Source organism: Limnoglobus sp., assembly GCF_059499385.1.
Genome location: NZ_JCABYM010000063.1, coordinates 24829 through 43501, shown reverse-complemented (window position 1 = coordinate 43501; position 18673 = coordinate 24829). Strand labels below are relative to the sequence as shown.

Here is an 18673-nt window from a genome sequence, read left to right as displayed (position 1 = left end):
CCCCTTGGGGGGGAGGGCTAGGGAGGGGGTAACCTCCCTTTCACAGGGGCGATGCTCCCTGGGAGGGACGCGCTCACCCCCTCCCTAACCCTCCCCCCCAAGGGGGGAGGGAACAAAACCGGTCGCGGGTCCGCTAAATGGGCCAACGCCAAAGCGCACGCGCCCCGTCGCTGCCGCTCCAGGTTCCACATTCGTCTTCTCGATTTCCGCCCGCGGGTCGGGTACGATACCGGCCTCACCCCACCTTCCCCGAAAGGCTCCTCCCATGCTCTCTCGCCGCTCGTTCCTCGCCGCGTCCGCGGCCGCCCCGCTCGTCCTCTCCTCCCGCGCGCTGGCCGCCAACGGCAGGCTCACCCTCGGCTTCATCGGCATGGGCACGATGGGCCGCGGACACCTCGGCGGGTTCCTGAACCGCAAGGAGGTCGAGGTCGTCGCCGTGTGCGATTGCGTCAAGGAGCGGCTCGACAACGCCGTCGGCATGGTCGAGAAGAAGTACGCCGACCGCAAGAAGGACGCCTCCTGGAAGGGCGTGAAGGCCGTCACCGACTTCCGCCAGCTGCTCGACGACAAGACCATCGACGCCGTCGTGATCGCCACGCCGGACCACTGGCACGCGAACATGGCCGTCCTCGCCGCGCGGGCCGGCAAGCACATCTATTGCGAGAAGCCGCTGACGCACAACATCGCCGAGGGCCGGTGGCTGGTCGAGGAGGTCAAGAAGGCGAAGGTCACGTTCCAGGTCGGCAGCCAGCAACGGAGCGAGTTCCAGAACCGGTTCCGCGCGGCCGTCGAGATGATCTGGAACGGCTGGGTCGGCGACGTGAAGACCGTCCGCATCGGCGTCGGCGACCCGAACAAGCCGTGCGACCTGCCGACGCAGGACATCCCGGCGGGGACGGACTGGGACATGTGGCAAGGCCCGGCCCCGGAGCGGGGGTACAACGAGGTGCTCTGCCCGAAGGGCGTCCACACGCACTTCCCGCAGTGGCGGGCGTACCGCGAGTACGCCGGCGGCCTCGTCGCGGACATGGGGGCGCACCACTTCGACATCGCCCAGTGGGCGCTCAAGATGGACGACAGCGGCCCGGTCGAGGTCATCCCGCCGGCCGACAAGAAGGCGACCCGCGGGCTGACGTTCGTGTACGTCAACGGCGTGCGGATGATCCACAACGAGTTCGAGAAAACGAAGGAGGGCCGCGAACTGAAGGCCGACTGCGTCTTCGAGGGGACGGAGGGGACGATCCTCGTCGGCCGGTCGCAGTTGGAGGTGATCTTCAAGAGCGGGTCGAAAGCGGGCTTCCCGGAGGCGGCGAAGCGGGTGCAGCCGTCGGGCGACCACAAGTCGAACTGGCTGGACGCGATCAAGGCCGGCAAGACGGACTGCATCTGCCCGCCGGAGGTCGGCCACCGCACGGCGACGGTCTGCCACCTCGGCAACCTCGGCTACCAACTCCGGCGGCCGCTGAAGTGGGACCCGGCGAAGGAGGAGTTCGCGAACGACGACGCGGCGAACAAGCTCCGCGGCCGCGAGCCGCGGGCGAAGTGGAAGGTGGCGTAACGTTCTGCCGCGGCGCGGTAAAATCATCTTGACTGTGAGGACCGAGTATGCCGCTCCGCGACCACTTCCGTTCGCCGGTTGACGACCGCCACGCTTGGACGGGTTTGCACGGCTGGTGGCCTTTGAAAATGATTGAATCCATCCTCGACAGGCTCCCGCCCGAATTTTTGGCCGAACCGACCACGCACTTGGGCAGCGGGGTCGAGATCGATGTCGGCACGTTCCGGCAAGCGCTCGACCCCAGCCCGGAGTTACTTTCACACGGCTCCTCCAACGGCACGGCCACCGCGACCTTGACGGAGAGCGAACCCACGCTGAGCGTCGAAACCGAGCTGCGCGACGTGGACGATTACGAAGTACAAATCTTCGACCTATCCCGCGCCCGGCAGCTCGTCGCGGCCATCGAGATCGTCAGCCCGTCGAACAAGGACCGGCCCGAAACGCGGCAGGCGTTCGTGACGAAGTGTGCCGCGCTACTCCAGCAGAACGTGTGCGTCACGATCGTGGACGTGGTGACGACCCGCCAGGCGAACCTCTACGCGGAACTCCTCGGTTTCTACAACCGCCGCGACCCGACGGTCGCGACCCCGCCGTCGTGTACCTACGCCGTGACGTGCCGAGGGCGGGTGCCGAGGACGAACTGGGTCCTCGACGCATGGCACCGGCCGTTGGTCGTCGGCCAACCGCTTCCCCGGCTGCCGATCTGGCTCACGCCGGAACTGGTCATCACCCTCGACCTGGAAGTGAGTTACGAGGAGACGTGCCGAGTGCTGCGGATCGCGTAGTATCGTACCGAGTCTCTGAGGCCCACCGGAGGGCTTGCAGGTGGTGAAGCTAGTTCAGTTGCCCGACCTACCGTCCGCGGAGCCATGGTTCGTCGAGTTCGGGTACGAGTGGGCCGAACTCTGCCGAATGTGGCGGATGATCCTGGCGATGGCCGTCCGGGACGGGGCGGCATCCGTCCACTACCACCCGTGGCGGGCCGACGGGCACTTGTCATACCTCGTTGCTGGGGTCCGGTACGAGTTAATCCCGCCGCCGCCCTGGATCGCCCGTCGTGTGTCCGCGGCGGCCGGTACGATTATCTGCGGGAATCGGGTCGGTGCGGCATCGCGGCGGTGGCTCGGTTGGCCGCTCCAGGCCGCCGGCCAGGTCCGGCTGGCCGTGGGTTCGGACGTATCCGAGTGGACCGGGGTGGTATGGTCGGTTGGGTCGCTCACCGGGGTGGAGTGGTATCGCCTTACCAACGCTCCCCAGCCGGACCAACCGCGAGAGCAGTTACCGGCCGCATCAGCGAGTTCGTGACCCGCGGCTCTTCCGTTAAACCAGGGCACTTTGCGGGCGTTCCACCTCGTCCAGCCAGCCCGCGTCCAGATTCAGGTCGTTCAGCAGCAGCCGCGTCGTGATGCGGGCCGACTCGTAGATGACGGGCAGCCCGCTGCCGGGGTGCGTGCCGCCGCCGACGAGGTACACATTCCCCAAGTCCTCGAACCGGTTCCGCGGGCGGAAGTGCAGCATCTGCGTCAGATTGTGCGCCAGATTGAACGTCGCCCCCCGGTAGACCGCGTACTCGTCTTGCCACGTTCGGGGCGTCACCACCTTCTCGAAGCGGATGCGATTCTCCACGTCCGTGACGCCGATCTTGGGAAGTTGCTTCAGCACCGTCTCGCGGAACTTCGCCTTCTCTTCACTCCAGTTCACGTTGTCGTGCAGGTGCGTCACCGGCGCGAGGACGTACAGCGTGCTCGTCCCCGGCGGCGCGAGCGTCGGGTCCGTCACGCCGGCGTTCTGCACGTAGAACGACGTGTCGGCCGTCAGCCGGCGGTTCGTCTCGATGTCCGCCAGGTTCCCGACGTAGTCCTTCGCCGTGTAGATCGTGTGGTGCGGCACGTCGTCGTACCGGCCGTCGATGCCGAGGTACAGCATGAACGTGCTGCACGAGAACTTCTTCCGCGCGATCCGTTCGTCCGTCCACCGGCGGCGGAGGCGGTTCGGCACGAGCGTCGTCATCGCGTGCGCGAAGTCCGCGTTCACCACCACCGCGTCCGCCAGGTACGTGTCACGATCCGTCTTCACGCCCACGCACGTCTTGCCGTCGAACAGCATCTCCGTGACCGGTTCGTCCAGGTAGAACTCGACGCCCAGCTCGGCGGCGACGCGGGCCATCCCCTCGCTGACGGCGGCGCACCCGCCGGTGGGGTGCCACACGCCGAAGTCGTACTCGAGGTACGACAGGATGCTGAACAGGCTCGGGCAGTTGAACGGCGACATGCCGAGGTACTTCGACTGGAACGTGAACGCCAGCCGCACCCGCGGGTCGCGGAAGTACCGGCTCAGCTCGCTCTCGACCGACCGCCACGGCTTCAGCACCGGGAGCAGCTTCAGGAGCGACAGCTTGAACAGGTCGCGCCAGCCGAGGAACGGGCTTTCCAGGCACGGCCGGAAGAGTTCGAGCTTGACCCGGTTGTCCGCGATGAACCGCTCGACGTTCCCGGCGTCGTCCGCGGACAGCTTCCGCACCTCGGCGGCCATCTTCTCCAGGTCCGGCGTGCAGAGCAGGTCGCCGCCGCCGCCGAACACGAGCCGGTACTGCGGGTCGAGCCGGGTCATCGGGATTTCGGTTCGCAGGTCGCGGCCGATCAGCCGGAAGATGCGTTCGAGGACTTGCGGGTAGAGGAAGAACGTCGGGCCGAGGTCGAACCGGAAGCCCTGCTCTTCGACGGCGGAGCAGCGGCCGCCGACGCGGGGCAGCCGTTCGACGACGCGGACGCGGACGCCGGCCTTCGCGAGCAACAGGGCGGCGGCGAGGCCGCCCGGCCCGGCACCGACGATGAGGACGGACTTCGGGGCGGCGGGTTCGCGGTTCGGCATGGTGGCTGGGATACGAAGACCGGCGGGCGGTGGCACGACGACATGATAGACCGCGGGGCGGGACGGAATTCAACCCCGAATCGCGCCGAAAATGGAATGTGAACAAATAGACATTATAGGTGTCGCGTCAACCCAGGTGGCGATTCCGCCACGGGGGCCACCCGTGGCGGTGGCGGCGGTGGCGGTGGCGCCGGCCGGGATGGCAGGCGGCGGGCCGATACAATCGCTTCCATGACACCCACGCTTTCGCCCGCCGACCTGCTCGCCGCCGCCGACCGCCTGCCGCGGGCGCGGCTCGCCCACCTGCCGACGCCGCTCGAAGAAGTTCCCCGATTCGCGCAGCGGATCGGTGACGCCCGCGTCTTCGTCAAGCGGGACGACTGCACCGGCCTGCTCCTCGGCGGGAACAAGGCCCGGCACAACGAGTTCCTCCTCGGCGACGCCGTGGCACAAGGGTGCGACACGGTCGTGTGGGGCGCGGGCGTGCAGTCGAACAACTGCCGGCAGACGGCCGCCGGGTGCGCCAAGCTCGGCCTCGACTGCTACTTGTTCCTCAGCCGCGGGCACTACGCGACGGAGCCGCAGGGGAACCTGCTGCTCGACTACCTCGTCGGCGCGACGGTCGAGTTCACGGACGCGACGATCGGCCCGGAGCTGGACCAGCTCCTCGCGGCGAAGGCCGCGGAGTTCCGCGCGAAGGGGCGGACGGTGTACTTCTGGCACCGGCCACGCGTCGTGCCGCTGGCGGCGATCAGCTACGCCGTGTGCGTCGCCGAGGTCGTGCAACAACTCGCCGCGATGAATTTGAAGCCGGACGCGATCTATGTGTCGTCGTCCGGCGCGACCGGGGCGGGCGTCGCGCTCGGGGCGAAGGCGCTCGGGCTGACGTGCCCGGTGCGGCTGATCTGCCCGATGCACTGGCCGTGGCACATCCCGACGGCGCTGGCCGACGACGCGAACGCCGCGGCGGAAATGTTGGGGCTTCCCCACCGGCTGACGGCCGCGGACATCGACGCGGACGAGGCGTTCGTCGCCCCCGGTTACGGGAAGCCGTCGCCGGCCGGGCAAGAGGCGATGCGGCTGCTCGCCACGACGGAAGCGATCCTCACGGACCCGGTCTATTCCGCGAAGGCGCTCGCCGGCTTGGTCGCCGACGTGCGGGCGAAGCGGTACGCGAAGGACGCGGTAGTCGTGTTCGTCCACACCGGCGGCGTCCCGGCCATCTTCGCGAACCCGCGGGAGGTCCTCTCGTAGGGCGGGTCAAGGCTTTGCGCCGACCCGCCGCGCCCCCAGCCACCTCTTCATTTCTCCCGTGTGGTTGCGGTCCCCCGGCGGGTCGGCGCAAAGCCTTGACCCGCCCTACAAACCCGCCGCCGCGTATGTGGGACTTTGCCTCAACTGCCCAGCCGTCACGACCGATAGAACCAGAACGGGAGTTCTCGTTATCGTCACGAAGAAGGTCGAGTGATGCCCGCCCTGCGATGGCTACCGACGGTCGCCCTCACGATGCTCTTCGCGGCGTCGGCGTCCGCGCAGGACTTGTTCCCGGAGTCGGAGAAGCCGCCCCTTCCACTGTCCCAACACGACGGCGGCGAGTCGCTACTCGACAACTTCTCCATCTTCAGCGGGATCGAGGCGTCGCGGCAGCCGCAGGACCTCGGCATCAACGCGAACTTCGGCGGCAACTTCTCCGCCAACCTCGGCGTCCCGCTCGTCAAGGAGTGGGGCCTCGGCGCGCAAATCGGCATGGGCGTCAACCTGTCGAAGGCCGGCGTCAAGGTGCTGCGGGTCGTCGAGGGGACGCAGGACCGGCAGCAGTGGTTCACGACCGTCGGGCTGTTCAAGCGGTCCGACGGGTGGTACGCCGGCGTCGGGTACGACTTCCAGGTGTCGCGGTACTACGACCGCATCCACGCCGGGCAGGTCCGGGCCGAGACCGGCGTGGCCGTCGGCGAACAGAACGAGGTCGGCCTCTGGGGCACGCTCGCCGCCGGCGGCGACCGGGTGCGGGTGCTGGGGTCGGACTTCCGCATCCGGCCGATCTCGCAGGTCAACCTGTTCTGGAACCACAAGTGGGAGACCGGGGCGGAGACCCGCCTCTGGATCGGCGTCGCCGGGCAGCACGGCACGGACATCGTGCTGCTGCCGGACACGCACCGGTCGGACCCGGCGATCGCGTTCGGGTTGCAGGTGTTCGTGCCGCTGAACGACCGGTTCGCGCTGTTCGGGCAGGGGAACTTCGTCACGCCGTCGGACACCGGGACGCTCGACGCGTACCTGGGGTTCGCGTACTTCTTCGGCGGGTCGCGGCAGCACCGGACGAACCGGTACGCCCCGGTGCTGCCGGTGGCGAATAACCCGACGTTCGCGCTCGATTTGCGTAGGCCGTAACCCACTTCGCTGAGCCGCGAGTACCTGACTACCGAAGTCCGGCTTCGACTTCGGAAGTCGAGCGGGACCAGCACCCACGGGATGGAGGAACGCCTCGGCGCGGGATCGACTTCCGAAGTCGAAGCCGGACTTCGGAAGTCACGTCTAACGGTCACCGCGCGTCGGCTATCATGTCCCTGTCCGTCTTCCCCACGACCCGATGGCCATGCTCGAACCCGCCACGCAGTTCGGCGACTTCGTCGTCGCCGCCCCCGCCGGGGCGGGGCCGGCCGGACCGATCTTTTCCACCGCCGACGGCCTCGAACTCCGCACCCTCGGCCGGGCGCAGGAAAACCCGCGGGTGTGGGCCGCGCTCACCCGCCGGCTCGCGCTCCTGAAGCTGCTCGACCACCCGGCCGCGCTCAAGCCGGTCCACGCCGACCTCCGGCACGACCCGCCGTTCCTCGTCGTCCCCACGTCGCGACCGCTCGACGGCACGCTGCCGAACAGTCTGGCCGGGATCGTCCTCCCGGATTTCACGGCGTTCCTCGCGGCGGCGCACCGCGTCGGCCTCACGCTCGGCAGCCCGCACCGCACCACCATCCGCGTCACCGCCGACGGCCGCATGGCGTTCGACGCGACCGGCACGGCCGACGGCTGCACGCCGGCCGACCTCATGGCCGAGTCCGACCCGGCGGCGGACGTGGCGTGGCTGGGGAAGAAGCTGGAGGGCCTGTTCGGCGCGGCCGCGTTCGACCGCGAGGGGAAGGCCGTGCTCGCGAAGATGCAGGCCACGCTCGTCGAGGACCGGCCCCTGGCGGAGGAGGTCGCGGCGAAGTTCCGGCCCATCGACCCGAGCATGACGATGGAAACGGAAGCGGGCAACGCCGTGCCGGATGCCGTGGACCTCGCGGCGACCAGCGACGCCGGGAACGTTGTCGCGCCGGAGGCCACCCCGCCCCCGGCCGTCGGCGACACGCTCGGCCGGTTCGTGCTGCTGGAGAAGATCGGCGAGGGCGGCGTCGGCGTCGTGTTCCGCGCCGAGGACCCGGTGGACGGCGCGGTCGTCGCGGTCAAGGTGCTGCGGAACGCCGTCCGCGCGTCCGACACGGCCCGCCGCCGGTTCGTGAAGGAGGCCCGGCTGCTCGGCTCGCTGGACACGCCGTTCGTCACCCGGCTGGTGGAGGCGAACGCGGCCCGCGGGCACTGCTACATGGCGCTGGAGTTCGTCGCCGGGCAGTCGGTCGGCGACCTGCTCAAGGGCGTCGGCCGGCTCGACGAGCCGACGGCCCTCGGGATGATCGCGGACGCCGCCCGCGGGTTGGCCGCGGCGCACGCGGTCGGCATCGTCCACCGCGACATGAAGCCGGACAACTTGCTCGTCTCGCAGCACGGGGCCGGGCGGCGGGTGAAGGTCGGCGACTTCGGCCTCGCCCGGCCGGTCGTGCAGTCCGAGTCGTTGGAGGTGACGCAGGCCGGGGCCGTCCTCGGCACGCCGCTGTACATGGCCCCGGAGCAGTTCGGCAAGGCGACCGTCGGCCCGCAGGCGGACGTGTACTCGCTCGGCGCGACGCTCTTCCACATGCTCGCCGGGCGGCCGCCGTTCCCGGCGGACAGCCTGCCGGCGCTGGCGCGGGCGGTCGCGTCCGAGGCCCCGCCGCCGCTGGAGCGGGTCGCCCCGGACGCGAGCACGGCCGTCGCCGCGCTCGTCGCCCGATGTTTGAGCAAGGAGCCGGGCCAGCGGCCGCCGGACGCGGATGCGTTCCTCCGTGAGGTCGAGCGGCTCATCAGCGGCGCGCCGTCCGACCTCGCGACGCACCCGCGGCTGCCGGCCGGTTCCCGTAACGTCCGCGAGTACGTCCACACGTGGGAACTGGCCGCGTCGCCCGCGCAGCTGTGGCCCTACGTCTCGAACACCGAACGCCTCAACCGCGCCGCCGGGCTGCCGTCGGTCAGCTACGAAATCCGCCGCGACCCGCAGCTCGGCACGCGGCGGTTCGCTTCGGCCCGCGTCGGCGGGATGAAGATGGAGTGGGAGGAGCACCCGTTCGAGTGGGTCGAGGGCCGGCGGATGGGCGTCCTCCGCGAGTTCAGCCGCGGGCCGTTCGTCTGGTTCGTCAGCGTCGTCGACTTGGACCCGCTGCCCGGCGGCGGCACGCGGCTACGGCAGACGCTTCGGGCGGAGCCACGGAACCTGCTCGGCAAGATCGCGGCGCGGGTCGAACTCGGCGCGAAGTCGGCCCGCAACCTCGGCCGCGTCTACCGCCGCATCGACGAGGTTCTCACGGCGAAGAAGGCCGGCGCGGTGGAGGACGCCTTCGAGGTTCCGACGCGGCTGACCGGCCCGCGGCAGCGGCTGCTCCGCGACCGCGTGGCCAAGCTCGTCGAGCGCGGCGTGCCGCCGGACGCGGCCGACCTGCTCGGCCTGTACGTGTCGAACGCCCCGGAGCAGGAGGCGGCTCGCATCCGCCCGATCGCCCTGGCCCGGCGGTTCAACCTGGACGAGGCCGCCATCACGGACGCCTGCCTGCGGGCCGTCGGCGAGGGGCTGCTCGAACTGAAATGGGACCTGATCTGCCCGCTGTGCCGCATCCCGGCCGGGCGGAAGGACACGCTCCGCGAGCTGAAGGACCACGAGAACTGCACCGCGTGCGACAAGTCGTTCGCGGCCGACTTCGCCGGGGCGGTCGAGGCCGTGTTCCGCGTTCATCCGGACGTCCGCCGCGCCGAGCCGGGGACGTACTGCGCCGGCGGCCCGGCCCACTCGCCGCACGTCGTGGCGCAGACCCGCGTGGCCCCCGGCGAGCGGGTCGAGTTGGAACTGCCGCTGTCCGAGGGCGTGTACCAACTCCGCGGCCCGCAGCTGGCGCAGAAGGTGGAACTACGCATCGAGGCCGGCGCGGCCGTCCGCCGGTGGGAGTTGGACCTCGCGGCGCTCGGCGTGGACCCGCCGCCGCGGCTGGCCGCCGGCGGGATCGTGCTGTCGCTCCGCAACGGCAGCCCGCACGAGATCATCGCGAGGATCGAGCGGGCCGTCCCGCGGGACGACGTGCTGACGGCGGCGCGGGCCGTGTCGCTGCCGGCGTTCCGCGAGCTGTTCCCCGGCGAGTTGCTCGCCCCCGGCCAGTTGGCCCCGGCGTCCGTCGTGACGCTCTTGCTCGCCGAGATCGACGGCGGCGAGGCGCTGTTCGACACGCTCGGCGAGAGTGAGGCGTTCCAGACGTTGCAGGCCGCGTTCCGGGCGATGGAGGAGCGGGTGAAGGCCGAAGGCGGCGTGGTGCTGAAGACGGTCGGCGCGGGCGTGGTGGCGGCGTTCGCCGACGCGGACGCCGGGGCGCGGACGGCGTTCCTGCTGCCGGACGCGCTGGCGAACAACCCGCTGACGCGAAGTTTGAAACTGAAGGCGGCGCTGCACCGCGGCCTGGCCTACGTGGTGACGATGAACGACCGCCTCGACTACTTCGGCCAGACGCCGCTGGTGGCCGCGCGGCTGCTGCGGTCGGCCCGCGGGAACGAGGTGGCGGTCAGCCCGGCCGCGGCCGACGACCCGGCCGTCGAGCGGCTGCTCCGCGGCCGGCCGACCCGCCTCGCGGAATTGCGGCCCGGCGACCGGCGGATGCTGGTGCGGTACGTGGCGCTGCGGGCGGAATGAGCGAGGTTGCCGTGGCAACGGCGAGCGTCACGGCGTAAGCGTCACGTGTCTCGTCCCGCGCGACGGCCGAATGCCGTTGTAAGTAGAACCCTGAGCGGAAGCGACGGGGTGTCGAGGCTGTCTCCACACCCCGTCGCTTCCGCTCAGGGTTCTACAAGATCGGTCGTTGCCGTTCGGAGACACGTCACGCTTACGCCGTGACGCTCGCCGTTGATACGGGTAGTCGTTCCTCGAAGGTTCCAACCATGTCTCTTCGCCTCGTACCCCTGCTTCCCCTCCTCGCCCTCGTGCCGCTCGTCGCCGCTGACCCGCCGGCCGCCGCGCCGAAGGGCTACGTCTGCCTCACGGCCGAGAAGCCGCCGGCCATCGACGGCAAGCTCGACGACCCGGCGTGGGCCGCGGCCGCGTGGAGCGACGACTTCACGGACATCGAGGGCGACAAGAAGCCGAAGCCGCGCCACCGCACGCGGATGAAGATGACGTGGGACGACACCGCCCTCTACATCGCCGCCGAAATGGAGGAGCCGCACCTGTGGGCGACGCTCACCAAGCACGATTCGGTCATCTTCCACGACCCGGACTTCGAAGTCTTCCTCGACCCGGACGGCGACAACCACCTGTACGGCGAACTCGAACTCAACGCGCTCAACACGACCTGGGACCTGCTCCTGCCGAAGCCGTACAAGGACGGCGGCCGCGCGGTCAACGGGTGGGAGGTCATCGGCCTGAAGACGGCCGTGCAGCTGACGGGCACGCTCAACGACGCCCGCGACGCGGACACCGGCTGGACGGTCGAGATCGCGTGGCCGTGGGAGGGGTGCAAGGAACTCACGCCCGTCGCCGCCCCGCCGAAGGACGGCGACCGATGGCGGATCAACTTCTCCCGCGTCGAGTGGGACACGACGGTCGAGAACGGCAAGTACGTCAAGGCGAAGGGGAAGCCGGAGCACAACTGGGTCTGGTCGCCGCAGGGCGTCATCGACATGCACCGGCCGGAGCGGTGGGGGTACGTCCAGTTCAGCACGAAGGTCGGCGGGAAGGTGGACTACACGCCCGACCCGGCCCAGGGGACGAAGGACCTGCTGCACGCGGTCTACTACGCCCAGCGGGAGTATCACAAGAAGAACGGGAAGTACGCCGCGGCCGTCGGCGACCTCGGCCTGGCCGGCGCGACGATCGAACTCACGCCCCGCGGGTTCGAGGCGATCGTCACGGCCGGAACGAAGCGGTGGGGCCTCTCGCACGACGCCCTCCTCTGGAGCAAGTAGGAACCGTCATGGACGTTCGATACCGCCCCGCTGATTTGACCGACTACGCGGCGAAGCTGTTCGCCGCCGCCGGGTGCGACGGGGACAAGCCGACCGTCATCGCGGCCGGGCTGGTCGAAGCCGACCTGCTCGGCCACACCACGCACGGGCTGCAACTCGCCCCGGCGTACCTGAACGAGCTGGCCGCGGGCAAGATGCTCGCCGTCGGCGAACCGGAAGTCGTCGCGGACCGCGGCGCGACGGTCACGTGGGACGGCCGCACCCTCCCCGGCGTCTGGCTCGCGGCGAAGGCGGTCGATCTCGCCGTCGAACGCGCCCCGACTTACGGCGTCGTCACCGTCGCGATCCGGCGGAGCCATCACATCGGCTGCCTGGCCGTCTTCCTGGAACGCGCCACGGCCCGCGGGCTGATGGTGACGGTCGCGAGTTCCGACCCGGCGGCGGCGAGCGTCGCCCCGTTCGGCGGGCGGACGCCGGTGCTGACCCCGGACCCGCTCGCCGTCGGCATCCCCACGGACGGCGACCCGATCCTGATCGACGTGAGCGCGTCCATCACGACGAACGGCCTGGCCACGCGGCTGCGGCGGGAGGGGAAGCGGTTCCCCGGCCCGTGGGCGCTGGATTCCTCCGGGCAGCCGACCGACGACCCGACGGTGCTGTTCGCCGACCCGCCCGGCACGCTGCTCCCGGCCGGCGGCACGGACCACGGGCACAAGGGGTTCGCGCTGGCGCTACTGGTGGAAGCGCTCACGCAAGGGTTGGGCGGCCACGGCCGCGCGGAGAAGCCCGGCGGCTGGGGCGCGTCCGTGTTCGTGCAGGTGTTCGACCCCGCGGCGTTCGGGGGCGCGGAGGCGTTCCGCCGTCAGACCGGCCACCTGGCCGCGGCGTGTCGCGCGTCGCCCCCGGTCCCCGGCGGGGACGCGGTGCGGCTGCCCGGCGAGCGCGGCCTGGCCCGCAAGCGGCGGGCGCTCGCCGACGGCGTGGCGCTCTATCCGGGCGTGATGGACGCGCTGACCCCGTTCGCGGCGAACTTCGGCGTGCCGGTGCCGCCGATCTTGTAGGGCGGGTCAAGGCTCTGCGCCGACCCGCCGGGGCTGCCGGGCGCGACGGCGGGTCGGCGCAGAGCCTTGACCCGCCCTACAAATTCCGTCCCTCCCGCGCCGACGAGTTACAATATCCTTTCCGTCCTCCGTCCCCAGCGCGAGACGTGCCATGCCGATCACCATCCAGTGCCCGAACCCGGCGTGCGGGGCGTCCGCCAACGTGGCCGACACGGTCGCCGGCCGCGGCGTCAAGTGCAAGAAGTGCGGCACCCCGTTCAAGGCCGTCCCCACCCTCGACGGCCAACGGTCCGACACCCGCCCGACTTCTACCGGCGGCGACCCGTTCCCGTCCCTCCCCGCCGAGTTCGGCCGCTACCGCGTCGTGAAACTGCTCGGCAAGGGCGGCATGGGGGCCGTCTACCTCGCGGAGGACACGCAACTCGGCCGGCCGGTCGCGCTCAAGCTGCCGAGCTTCGACGCGAACGAGAAGAAGCGGGTCGAGCGGTTCGTCCGCGAGGCCCGCGCCGCGGCCGGGTTGCTGCACCCGTACATCTGCCCCGTCTACGACGCCGGGCAGATCAACGGCCGGCCGTTCATGACGATGGCGTACATCCGCGGCGATTCGCTGGAGAAGGCCATCGACCCGGATTCGCCGATGGACCAGCGGCGGGCCGCGGAGGTCGCCCGGAACGTCGCCCTCGCGATCCAGGAGGCGCACGAGAAGGGGATCGTCCACCGCGACCTGAAGCCGGCGAACGTCATGCTCAACGCGAAGGGCGAGCCGGTCGTCATGGACTTCGGCCTCGCGAAGCGGATCAGCGAGACCGACCCGAACGAGGCGAAGCTGACGCAGCAGGGCGCGGTGATGGGCACGCCCAGCTACATGGCCCCGGAGCAGGTGAAGGGTGAGATCGACAAGATCGGCCCGGCCACGGACGTGTACGCCCTCGGCGTCATGCTGTTCGAGATGCTCACCGGCCAGACGCCGTACCAGGGGTCGCTCGGCATGGTCATGGGCCAAATTCTCACGGCCGCCGTCCCGCCGGTCGAGGAGTTCCGCAAGGACGCCGACCCGCGGCTGGCGGCCGTCTGCCGGCGGGCGATGGCGAAGGACCCGGCCGCCCGGTTCCCGTCGATGGCCGCCGTCGCGGAGGCGCTGACCGAGTACCTGACGCCGACGGCCGTGTCCGTGTCGCTCGTGCAGCTGCCGCCCGCGGCCCCGTCGCCACCGCCGCCACCGCCAACGGTGACCGAGACGGTGAACGAGTTCGCCGCCATCGACGTGACGGGCGAGGTCGAAGCGGCCCGCCCCGCCCCGCGGAAGCCGAAGAAGGCGAAGAAGAGGCCCAAGAAGTCGAACCCCGCGGCCTGGATCGCGGCGGCCGCGGCCGCCGTGCTGGCCGTGATCGCCGTCGTGGTCGTGACGGTCCGGACGCCGCACGGCGACGTGACGATCGAGCTGAGCGACCCGGCCGCGGCCGTCGAAGTGAAGGTGGACGGCAACCGGATCGAGCTGGCGAACCTCGACAAGCCGCTGACGCTGACCGCCGGCGAGCACGGGCTGACCGTGACCGGCGCGGACTTCGAGACGACGACCCAGCAGTTCACGGTGAAGAAGGGCGACAAGCAGGCGGTGAAGGTGACGCTCAAGGCGAAGGCGAAACCCGCCCCGCAACCGGTGACGCCCGACGGGGGGGGCTCGGCCGCGGGCCTCGCCTCGCCGATCTTCAACGGCAAGGACCTGACCGGGTGGAAGGGGCTGACGAACCTCTGGTCGGTGAAGGACGGGATGATCGTCGGCTCGACGACCCCGGACGGGATCAAGTTCAACACCTGCCTGTTTAGCGAGCGGGAGTACGGCGACTTCGAGCTGAAGTGCAAGGTCAAACTCGTCGGGGCGGCGAACCCGAACGCCGGCATCCAGGTGCGGAGCAAGGTCATCGACGCGGCCCAGTTCGCCGTCGCCGGCCCGCAGGCGGACCTCGGGGGCGGGTACTGGGGCAGCCTGTACGGGGAGAAGAGCGGCGGGATGATGCAGGCCGCCAACGCCGCCGCCGTGAACGTGAAGCCGGCCGACTTCAACGAGGTCCTCGTCCGGTGCGTCGGCAAGCGGGTGACGATCGTGCTGAACGGCGGAACGACCGTGGACCGCGAGTTCGCGACCCTGCCGGACCGCGGCATCGTCGGATTCCAGTTGCACTCCGGCAACGGGTTGGAGGTCACGGTCAAGGACATCGAGTTCAAGGAACTGCCCGCCGAGGCCGCCGCGGAGACCGGGTTCGTGTCCATCTTCAACGGCACGGACCTGACCGGGTGGCGGGAGACCGGCACGGCCGGCGGGTACTCGGTTAAGGACGGCGAGTTGACCGTCCGCGCGCCGAAGAGCGACGGCCCACGGGAGCACGGCTGGCTGATGACCGAGAAGGCGTACTCGGACTTCCGGCTCGAGTTCGAGTACGCGATGGAAGCCGGCACGGATACCGGCATCGGGTTCCGGTGCGACCCGGCCGTCGAGCCGCAGGCGGAAGTGACGTTCGCCGACATGACCGACCCCGAGATCGCCAAGGTCGTCGGCAACAACCCGACCCTGCGGACGGGCGGGCTGGCGCAGTGCGTGTCCGACGCCGCCGCCCCGGTCCGGCGGCTGGGGGAATGGAACCAGGTCAGTATCGAGTTGCTCGACCGGGCGCTGACCGTGACGGTGAACGGGACCGTGACCACCCGGACGACGCTGGACCAGCATGCCGCAAAGGTGAACCGCCCCGGACTGACCCGCGCCGCCGGGCCGATCGGGATTCAGAAGCGGTGGGGCGTCTCACGGTTCCGCAGCGTCCGCGTCAAGGAGCTGACGCCGCCCCCGGCGGACGGGTTCGTGTCGATCTTCAACGGCACGGACCTGACCGGGTGGGTCGCCGAGAGCAACGACACCGCGAAATGGAAGGTCGAGAACGGGGCCATCGCCGTGACCGTCACCGAGGCGAGCGGCGTTGAGAGCTGGCTGCTCTCGGAGAAGAGCTACAAGGACTTCGTCGCGAAGTTCGAGTTCAAAGCCGAGGGCGGCACGACGAACAGCGGGTTCGGGTTCCGGTGCGTGCCGAACGAGCGGCCGGTTCTCGATGGGTCCGGCGTCCCAACCCCATCCCCCTCGCACCTCCAGATCGCACTCTGCGGTGCGCCGAAGGACGGCAATCAGTTGTGGGCGACCGGCGCGCTGTTGGTTTCCTGGACCCCCCAGCGGTCGTTCATCGAGAAGGCCGACTCGTTCGGCAAACAGAAGCCGGACGGCGAGTGGAACGAGATGGAAGTCGAGTCGCGCGGCCAGAGCCTGAAAGTCCGACTGAACGGCAATCTCATCTATGACAGCAAACTGGAAAACCACGCGAAGCGGCCGGGCGTGTACCCCGGCCTGAAGCGGGCCGAGGGGCGGATCGGGTTCAAACGGGGGGGCGGCGCGGCCGGCTTCCGCAACGTCCGCGTCAAGGAACTGCCCACCGCCGCGGCCGCGGCGGAGGTCGGGTTCACGTCGCTGTTCAACGGCAAGGACCTGGCCGGGTGGGTGAACCAGGGCCGGGCGCGGGTCGTCGGCGACGCCATCGAGATCGTCCCCGGCGGCCGGCTCGGCCCGGCGAACAACCCCAAGACGACCGGCGATTACGGCCCGGACTTCCAACTGAAGTGCGAGTTCTGGCTGCCGCTGGAGGCGAACAAGCAGGGCCAGCAGCGGGCGAACAGCGGCATCTACCTGCTCGACCGGTACGAGATCCAAATCCTGGACTCGAAGGGGAAGGGCATCCCGCCCCAGTTCGCGTGCGGCGCGCTGTACGGCGACCTCGCCCCGTCCTCGGAAGCCGCATTGCCGCCCGAACAGTGGCAGACGCTCGACATCACGTTCCGCGCCCCGCTGCCGACCCGCAAGGGGGAGCTTACCGTCGTCCTCAACGGCGTCACGGTCATCGACCGCGGGACGGTCGAGAAGACGAGCGGCGGGGCCGTGGACGCCCGACTCGTCCCCCGCGGCCCGATCGCGCTGCAGGACCACGGCAGCCCGGTCCGGTTCCGCAACCTCCGGGTCAAGGAACTGACCGCGGCCGCGGCCGCACCCGCGAACGACTTCGTCCCGCTACTCAACGGCAAGGACCTGAAGGGGTGGACGACGGCGGGGCCGCCCGCGTGGGAGTGGAAGGCCGGCCGCGTCGTCGGCAGCCCGGCGGCGAACGCCGGCGCGGGCGCGGGCGTGCTGATGACCGAGGCGGAGTACGACGACTTCGAGTTGGAGTTGCAGTACAAGCACGCCGCCGGGATCGGCAGCGGGCTGTTCCTCCGCGCCGACCCGGCCGCCCCCGTGGCCGGCGGGCAGCACCTGGAGGTGCAGATCATCGACGACGCGTTCCCCCAGTGGGCACAGCTCCCGCCGATCCAGAAGACCGGGTCGGCGTACAACGTGTTCGAGCGGAAGGTCGATCCGCCGGTCAAGAAGGACGACTGGAACGCGATGCGGGTCCGGCTCGTGAGGCGGCAGCTGCAGGTGTGGGTGAACGACGTGCAGACGATCGACGCCGATCTGGACTCGGCCGCGGCCATCGCGAAGTACGACCAGAACCCCGGCCTGAAGCGCTCGACCGGCCGCATCGGGTTGCAGCAGAACCAGCGGGTTCCGGTCGAGTTCCGCAACGTCCGCGTGAAGCGGGTGACGCCGTGACGCTCGCCGTTGCACCGGCAACCTGCGAAAAAAAGCCGCCGGGGTCACTCCCGGCGGCGTTCGCGTTTCTCACCCACGCCGTCACCCGACGAACACGCCGCCGAGCGGGTTGAAGTTCGCGTCGAACGACCGGAACACCGGCGGCCGGCCGGCTACGATGTCCGCCCGGCCGTCGCCGTCCAGTTCGAGCGCCGCCACCGGCACGCCCTGCCGCTGGTTCACGTCCCCGGCAAAGAAGTTCGCCTCGAACGTCAGCAGCGCCCCGCCGGGAACGACACCGTCGCCCTCGGGTAGCTCCGCGACCCGGCGGACGTGGGCGTCGCCGGCGGGGCCGATTCGTTCCAACCGGACGCGGACCCGGCCGTCGCCGCGCCGGCGGCGACGCTGTGGGACTTCGACGAGAATGACGGGGACGTGCTGATCTAGTGTCGTTCCCCGCGGGTGGGTGTACCGGGTACCGGGTACTCAGTACCCGGTACCCGGTGCGTGTGAAAACGGCAGTAGTAACTGCAGGTCCCAGGCTCAGCGCTCCGTCGTCCCTTCCATCGCCTTCTTCTCCTCGGCCGTGTACTGGTTCACGACGCGCATGTTCAGCCGGGCGGCCTCCCGCATCCGGCCCGTGTGGGCGCTCGCCGCCGCCCACGCCGCCTGGTGCGTCTGGTTCGTGATGTTCGCCGCCGCCCCGGCGATGCCCAGCGACCCGGCCTCCGCGAACGCGTCCTGGTTCGCCCCGAGGTACGTGAACTGCCACTTGTACACGTCCTGCTGGTGCGAAATCATCTCCCGCACCCTCGCCAGGCTGAACTCCCGGCTGGAGTTCTCCTGCCCGTCCGTCAGGATGACGAACGCGACCAGCCCCGGCCGGTCCTTCTCCGGCGTCTTCGCCAGCCGCTCGCCGGTCTCGACGATGGCGCGGCCGACGGCGTCCAGGAGGGCCGTGTTCCCCCGCGGCACGAGCGGGCAGTGCGGCACGTCGCGGATGGGCACGGCCCGGTGGACGAACTCGTACTCGGTGTCGAACTGCACGAGCGTGAACACGGCCGCGCCGGGCAGCTTCTTCTGGTCGGCGATGAACCGGTTGAGGCCGCCCTCGGAGTCGGACTGGCAGGCGTGCATGGACCCGCTGCGGTCGAGAACTACGGTGATGTCGGTCAAATCCTGGCGCACGGGCAGGCTCCCACGAGAGGTGAAGGGCGTCGCGAAATGTGACGG

At 70.2% G+C, this 18673-nt stretch carries 12 protein-coding genes; 9 read left to right on the top strand and 3 right to left on the bottom strand.

The features are described 5' to 3' along the window. Nucleotides 1-265 precede the first annotated feature (265 nt). The 3 genes from AC5JJ2_RS11675 to AC5JJ2_RS11665 are packed head-to-tail and all read left to right on the top strand — an operon-like array spanning nt 266 to nt 2863. Nucleotides 266-1558: a Gfo/Idh/MocA family protein gene (locus AC5JJ2_RS11675; RefSeq protein WP_495858164.1), complete on the top strand. Its 1293-nt coding sequence runs from the start codon at nt 266-268 to the stop codon at nt 1556-1558. A 47-nt stretch (nt 1559-1605) separates the two neighbouring features. Next, nucleotides 1606-2343 carry a DUF4058 family protein gene (locus AC5JJ2_RS11670; protein ID WP_495858163.1) on the top strand — a complete coding sequence of 246 codons (738 nt, stop codon included), beginning with the start codon at nt 1606-1608 and terminating at the stop codon, nt 2341-2343. A gap of 40 nt (nt 2344-2383) precedes the next feature. After that, the gene (locus AC5JJ2_RS11665) at nt 2384-2863 is read left to right on the top strand and encodes a hypothetical protein (protein ID WP_495858162.1); all 480 of its coding nucleotides are present in this window, start codon (nt 2384-2386) and stop codon (nt 2861-2863) included. 15 nt (nt 2864-2878) lie between these two features. Here the strand turns inward: AC5JJ2_RS11665 and crtI are convergent, their stop codons facing one another. Continuing rightward, nucleotides 2879-4429, bottom strand: coding sequence for a phytoene desaturase family protein (crtI, locus tag AC5JJ2_RS11660; protein WP_495858161.1), 1551 nt, complete (start codon nt 4427-4429; stop codon nt 2879-2881). Nucleotides 4430-4660: 231 nt separating this feature from the next. On the opposite strand from crtI, the gene AC5JJ2_RS11655 reads away from it, so the two are divergent. The 6 genes from AC5JJ2_RS11655 to AC5JJ2_RS11630 all read left to right on the top strand — a co-directional run bounded on the left by AC5JJ2_RS11655 (nt 4661) and on the right by AC5JJ2_RS11630 (nt 17461). Then, a complete protein-coding gene (locus tag AC5JJ2_RS11655; protein ID WP_495858160.1) occupies nt 4661-5683 on the top strand; it encodes a 1-aminocyclopropane-1-carboxylate deaminase/D-cysteine desulfhydrase in 1023 nt (340 codons plus the stop codon). Nucleotides 5684-5896: 213 nt separating this feature from the next. Then, nucleotides 5897-6820 carry a DUF6666 family protein gene (locus AC5JJ2_RS11650; protein ID WP_495858159.1) on the top strand — a complete coding sequence of 308 codons (924 nt, stop codon included), beginning with the start codon at nt 5897-5899 and terminating at the stop codon, nt 6818-6820. A gap of 205 nt (nt 6821-7025) precedes the next feature. Further along, nucleotides 7026-10451 (top strand): protein kinase domain-containing protein, encoded by a 3426-nt coding sequence (locus AC5JJ2_RS11645; protein WP_495858158.1) that lies wholly within the window; start codon nt 7026-7028, stop codon nt 10449-10451. A 245-nt stretch (nt 10452-10696) separates the two neighbouring features. Beyond that, complete coding sequence (locus AC5JJ2_RS11640; RefSeq protein ID WP_495858157.1) at nt 10697-11719, top strand: carbohydrate-binding family 9-like protein; 1023 nt, start codon at nt 10697-10699, stop codon at nt 11717-11719. An 8-nt stretch (nt 11720-11727) separates the two neighbouring features. Beyond that, on the top strand, nt 11728-12780 hold the full coding sequence (locus AC5JJ2_RS11635; RefSeq protein ID WP_495858156.1) for an Ldh family oxidoreductase: 1053 nt from the start codon (nt 11728-11730) through the stop codon (nt 12778-12780). A 151-nt stretch (nt 12781-12931) separates the two neighbouring features. Beyond that, nucleotides 12932-17461 (top strand): 3-keto-alpha-glucoside-1,2-lyase-like domain-containing protein, encoded by a 4530-nt coding sequence (locus AC5JJ2_RS11630; RefSeq protein WP_495858155.1) that lies wholly within the window; start codon nt 12932-12934, stop codon nt 17459-17461. An 81-nt stretch (nt 17462-17542) separates the two neighbouring features. Here AC5JJ2_RS11630 and AC5JJ2_RS11625 read toward each other — a convergent pair whose 3' ends face one another. Together AC5JJ2_RS11625 and AC5JJ2_RS11620 are read right to left on the bottom strand one after the other, a co-directional pair. After that, a complete protein-coding gene (locus AC5JJ2_RS11625; RefSeq protein ID WP_495858154.1) occupies nt 17543-17806 on the bottom strand; it encodes a hypothetical protein in 264 nt (87 codons plus the stop codon). A 177-nt stretch (nt 17807-17983) separates the two neighbouring features. Then, nucleotides 17984-18628 carry a VWA domain-containing protein gene (locus AC5JJ2_RS11620; RefSeq protein ID WP_495858153.1) on the bottom strand — a complete coding sequence of 215 codons (645 nt, stop codon included), beginning with the start codon at nt 18626-18628 and terminating at the stop codon, nt 17984-17986. Nucleotides 18629-18673 lie beyond the last annotated feature (45 nt).

Excerpts from the sequence above, each read along its gene's own strand:
- AC5JJ2_RS11655 (WP_495858160.1), top strand. The coding sequence starts at position 4,661 with ATGACACCCACGCTTTCGCCCGCCGACCTGCTCGCCGCCGCCGACCGC.
- AC5JJ2_RS11650 (WP_495858159.1), top strand. The coding sequence starts at position 5,897 with ATGCCCGCCCTGCGATGGCTACCGACGGTCGCCCTCACGATGCTCTTC.
- crtI (WP_495858161.1), bottom strand. The coding sequence starts at position 4,429 with ATGCCGAACCGCGAACCCGCCGCCCCGAAGTCCGTCCTCATCGTCGGT.
- AC5JJ2_RS11630 (WP_495858155.1), top strand. The coding sequence starts at position 12,932 with ATGCCGATCACCATCCAGTGCCCGAACCCGGCGTGCGGGGCGTCCGCC.
- AC5JJ2_RS11645 (WP_495858158.1), top strand. The coding sequence starts at position 7,026 with ATGCTCGAACCCGCCACGCAGTTCGGCGACTTCGTCGTCGCCGCCCCC.
- AC5JJ2_RS11670 (WP_495858163.1), top strand. The coding sequence starts at position 1,606 with ATGCCGCTCCGCGACCACTTCCGTTCGCCGGTTGACGACCGCCACGCT.
- AC5JJ2_RS11640 (WP_495858157.1), top strand. The coding sequence starts at position 10,697 with ATGTCTCTTCGCCTCGTACCCCTGCTTCCCCTCCTCGCCCTCGTGCCG.
- AC5JJ2_RS11675 (WP_495858164.1), top strand. The coding sequence starts at position 266 with ATGCTCTCTCGCCGCTCGTTCCTCGCCGCGTCCGCGGCCGCCCCGCTC.
- AC5JJ2_RS11635 (WP_495858156.1), top strand. The coding sequence starts at position 11,728 with ATGGACGTTCGATACCGCCCCGCTGATTTGACCGACTACGCGGCGAAG.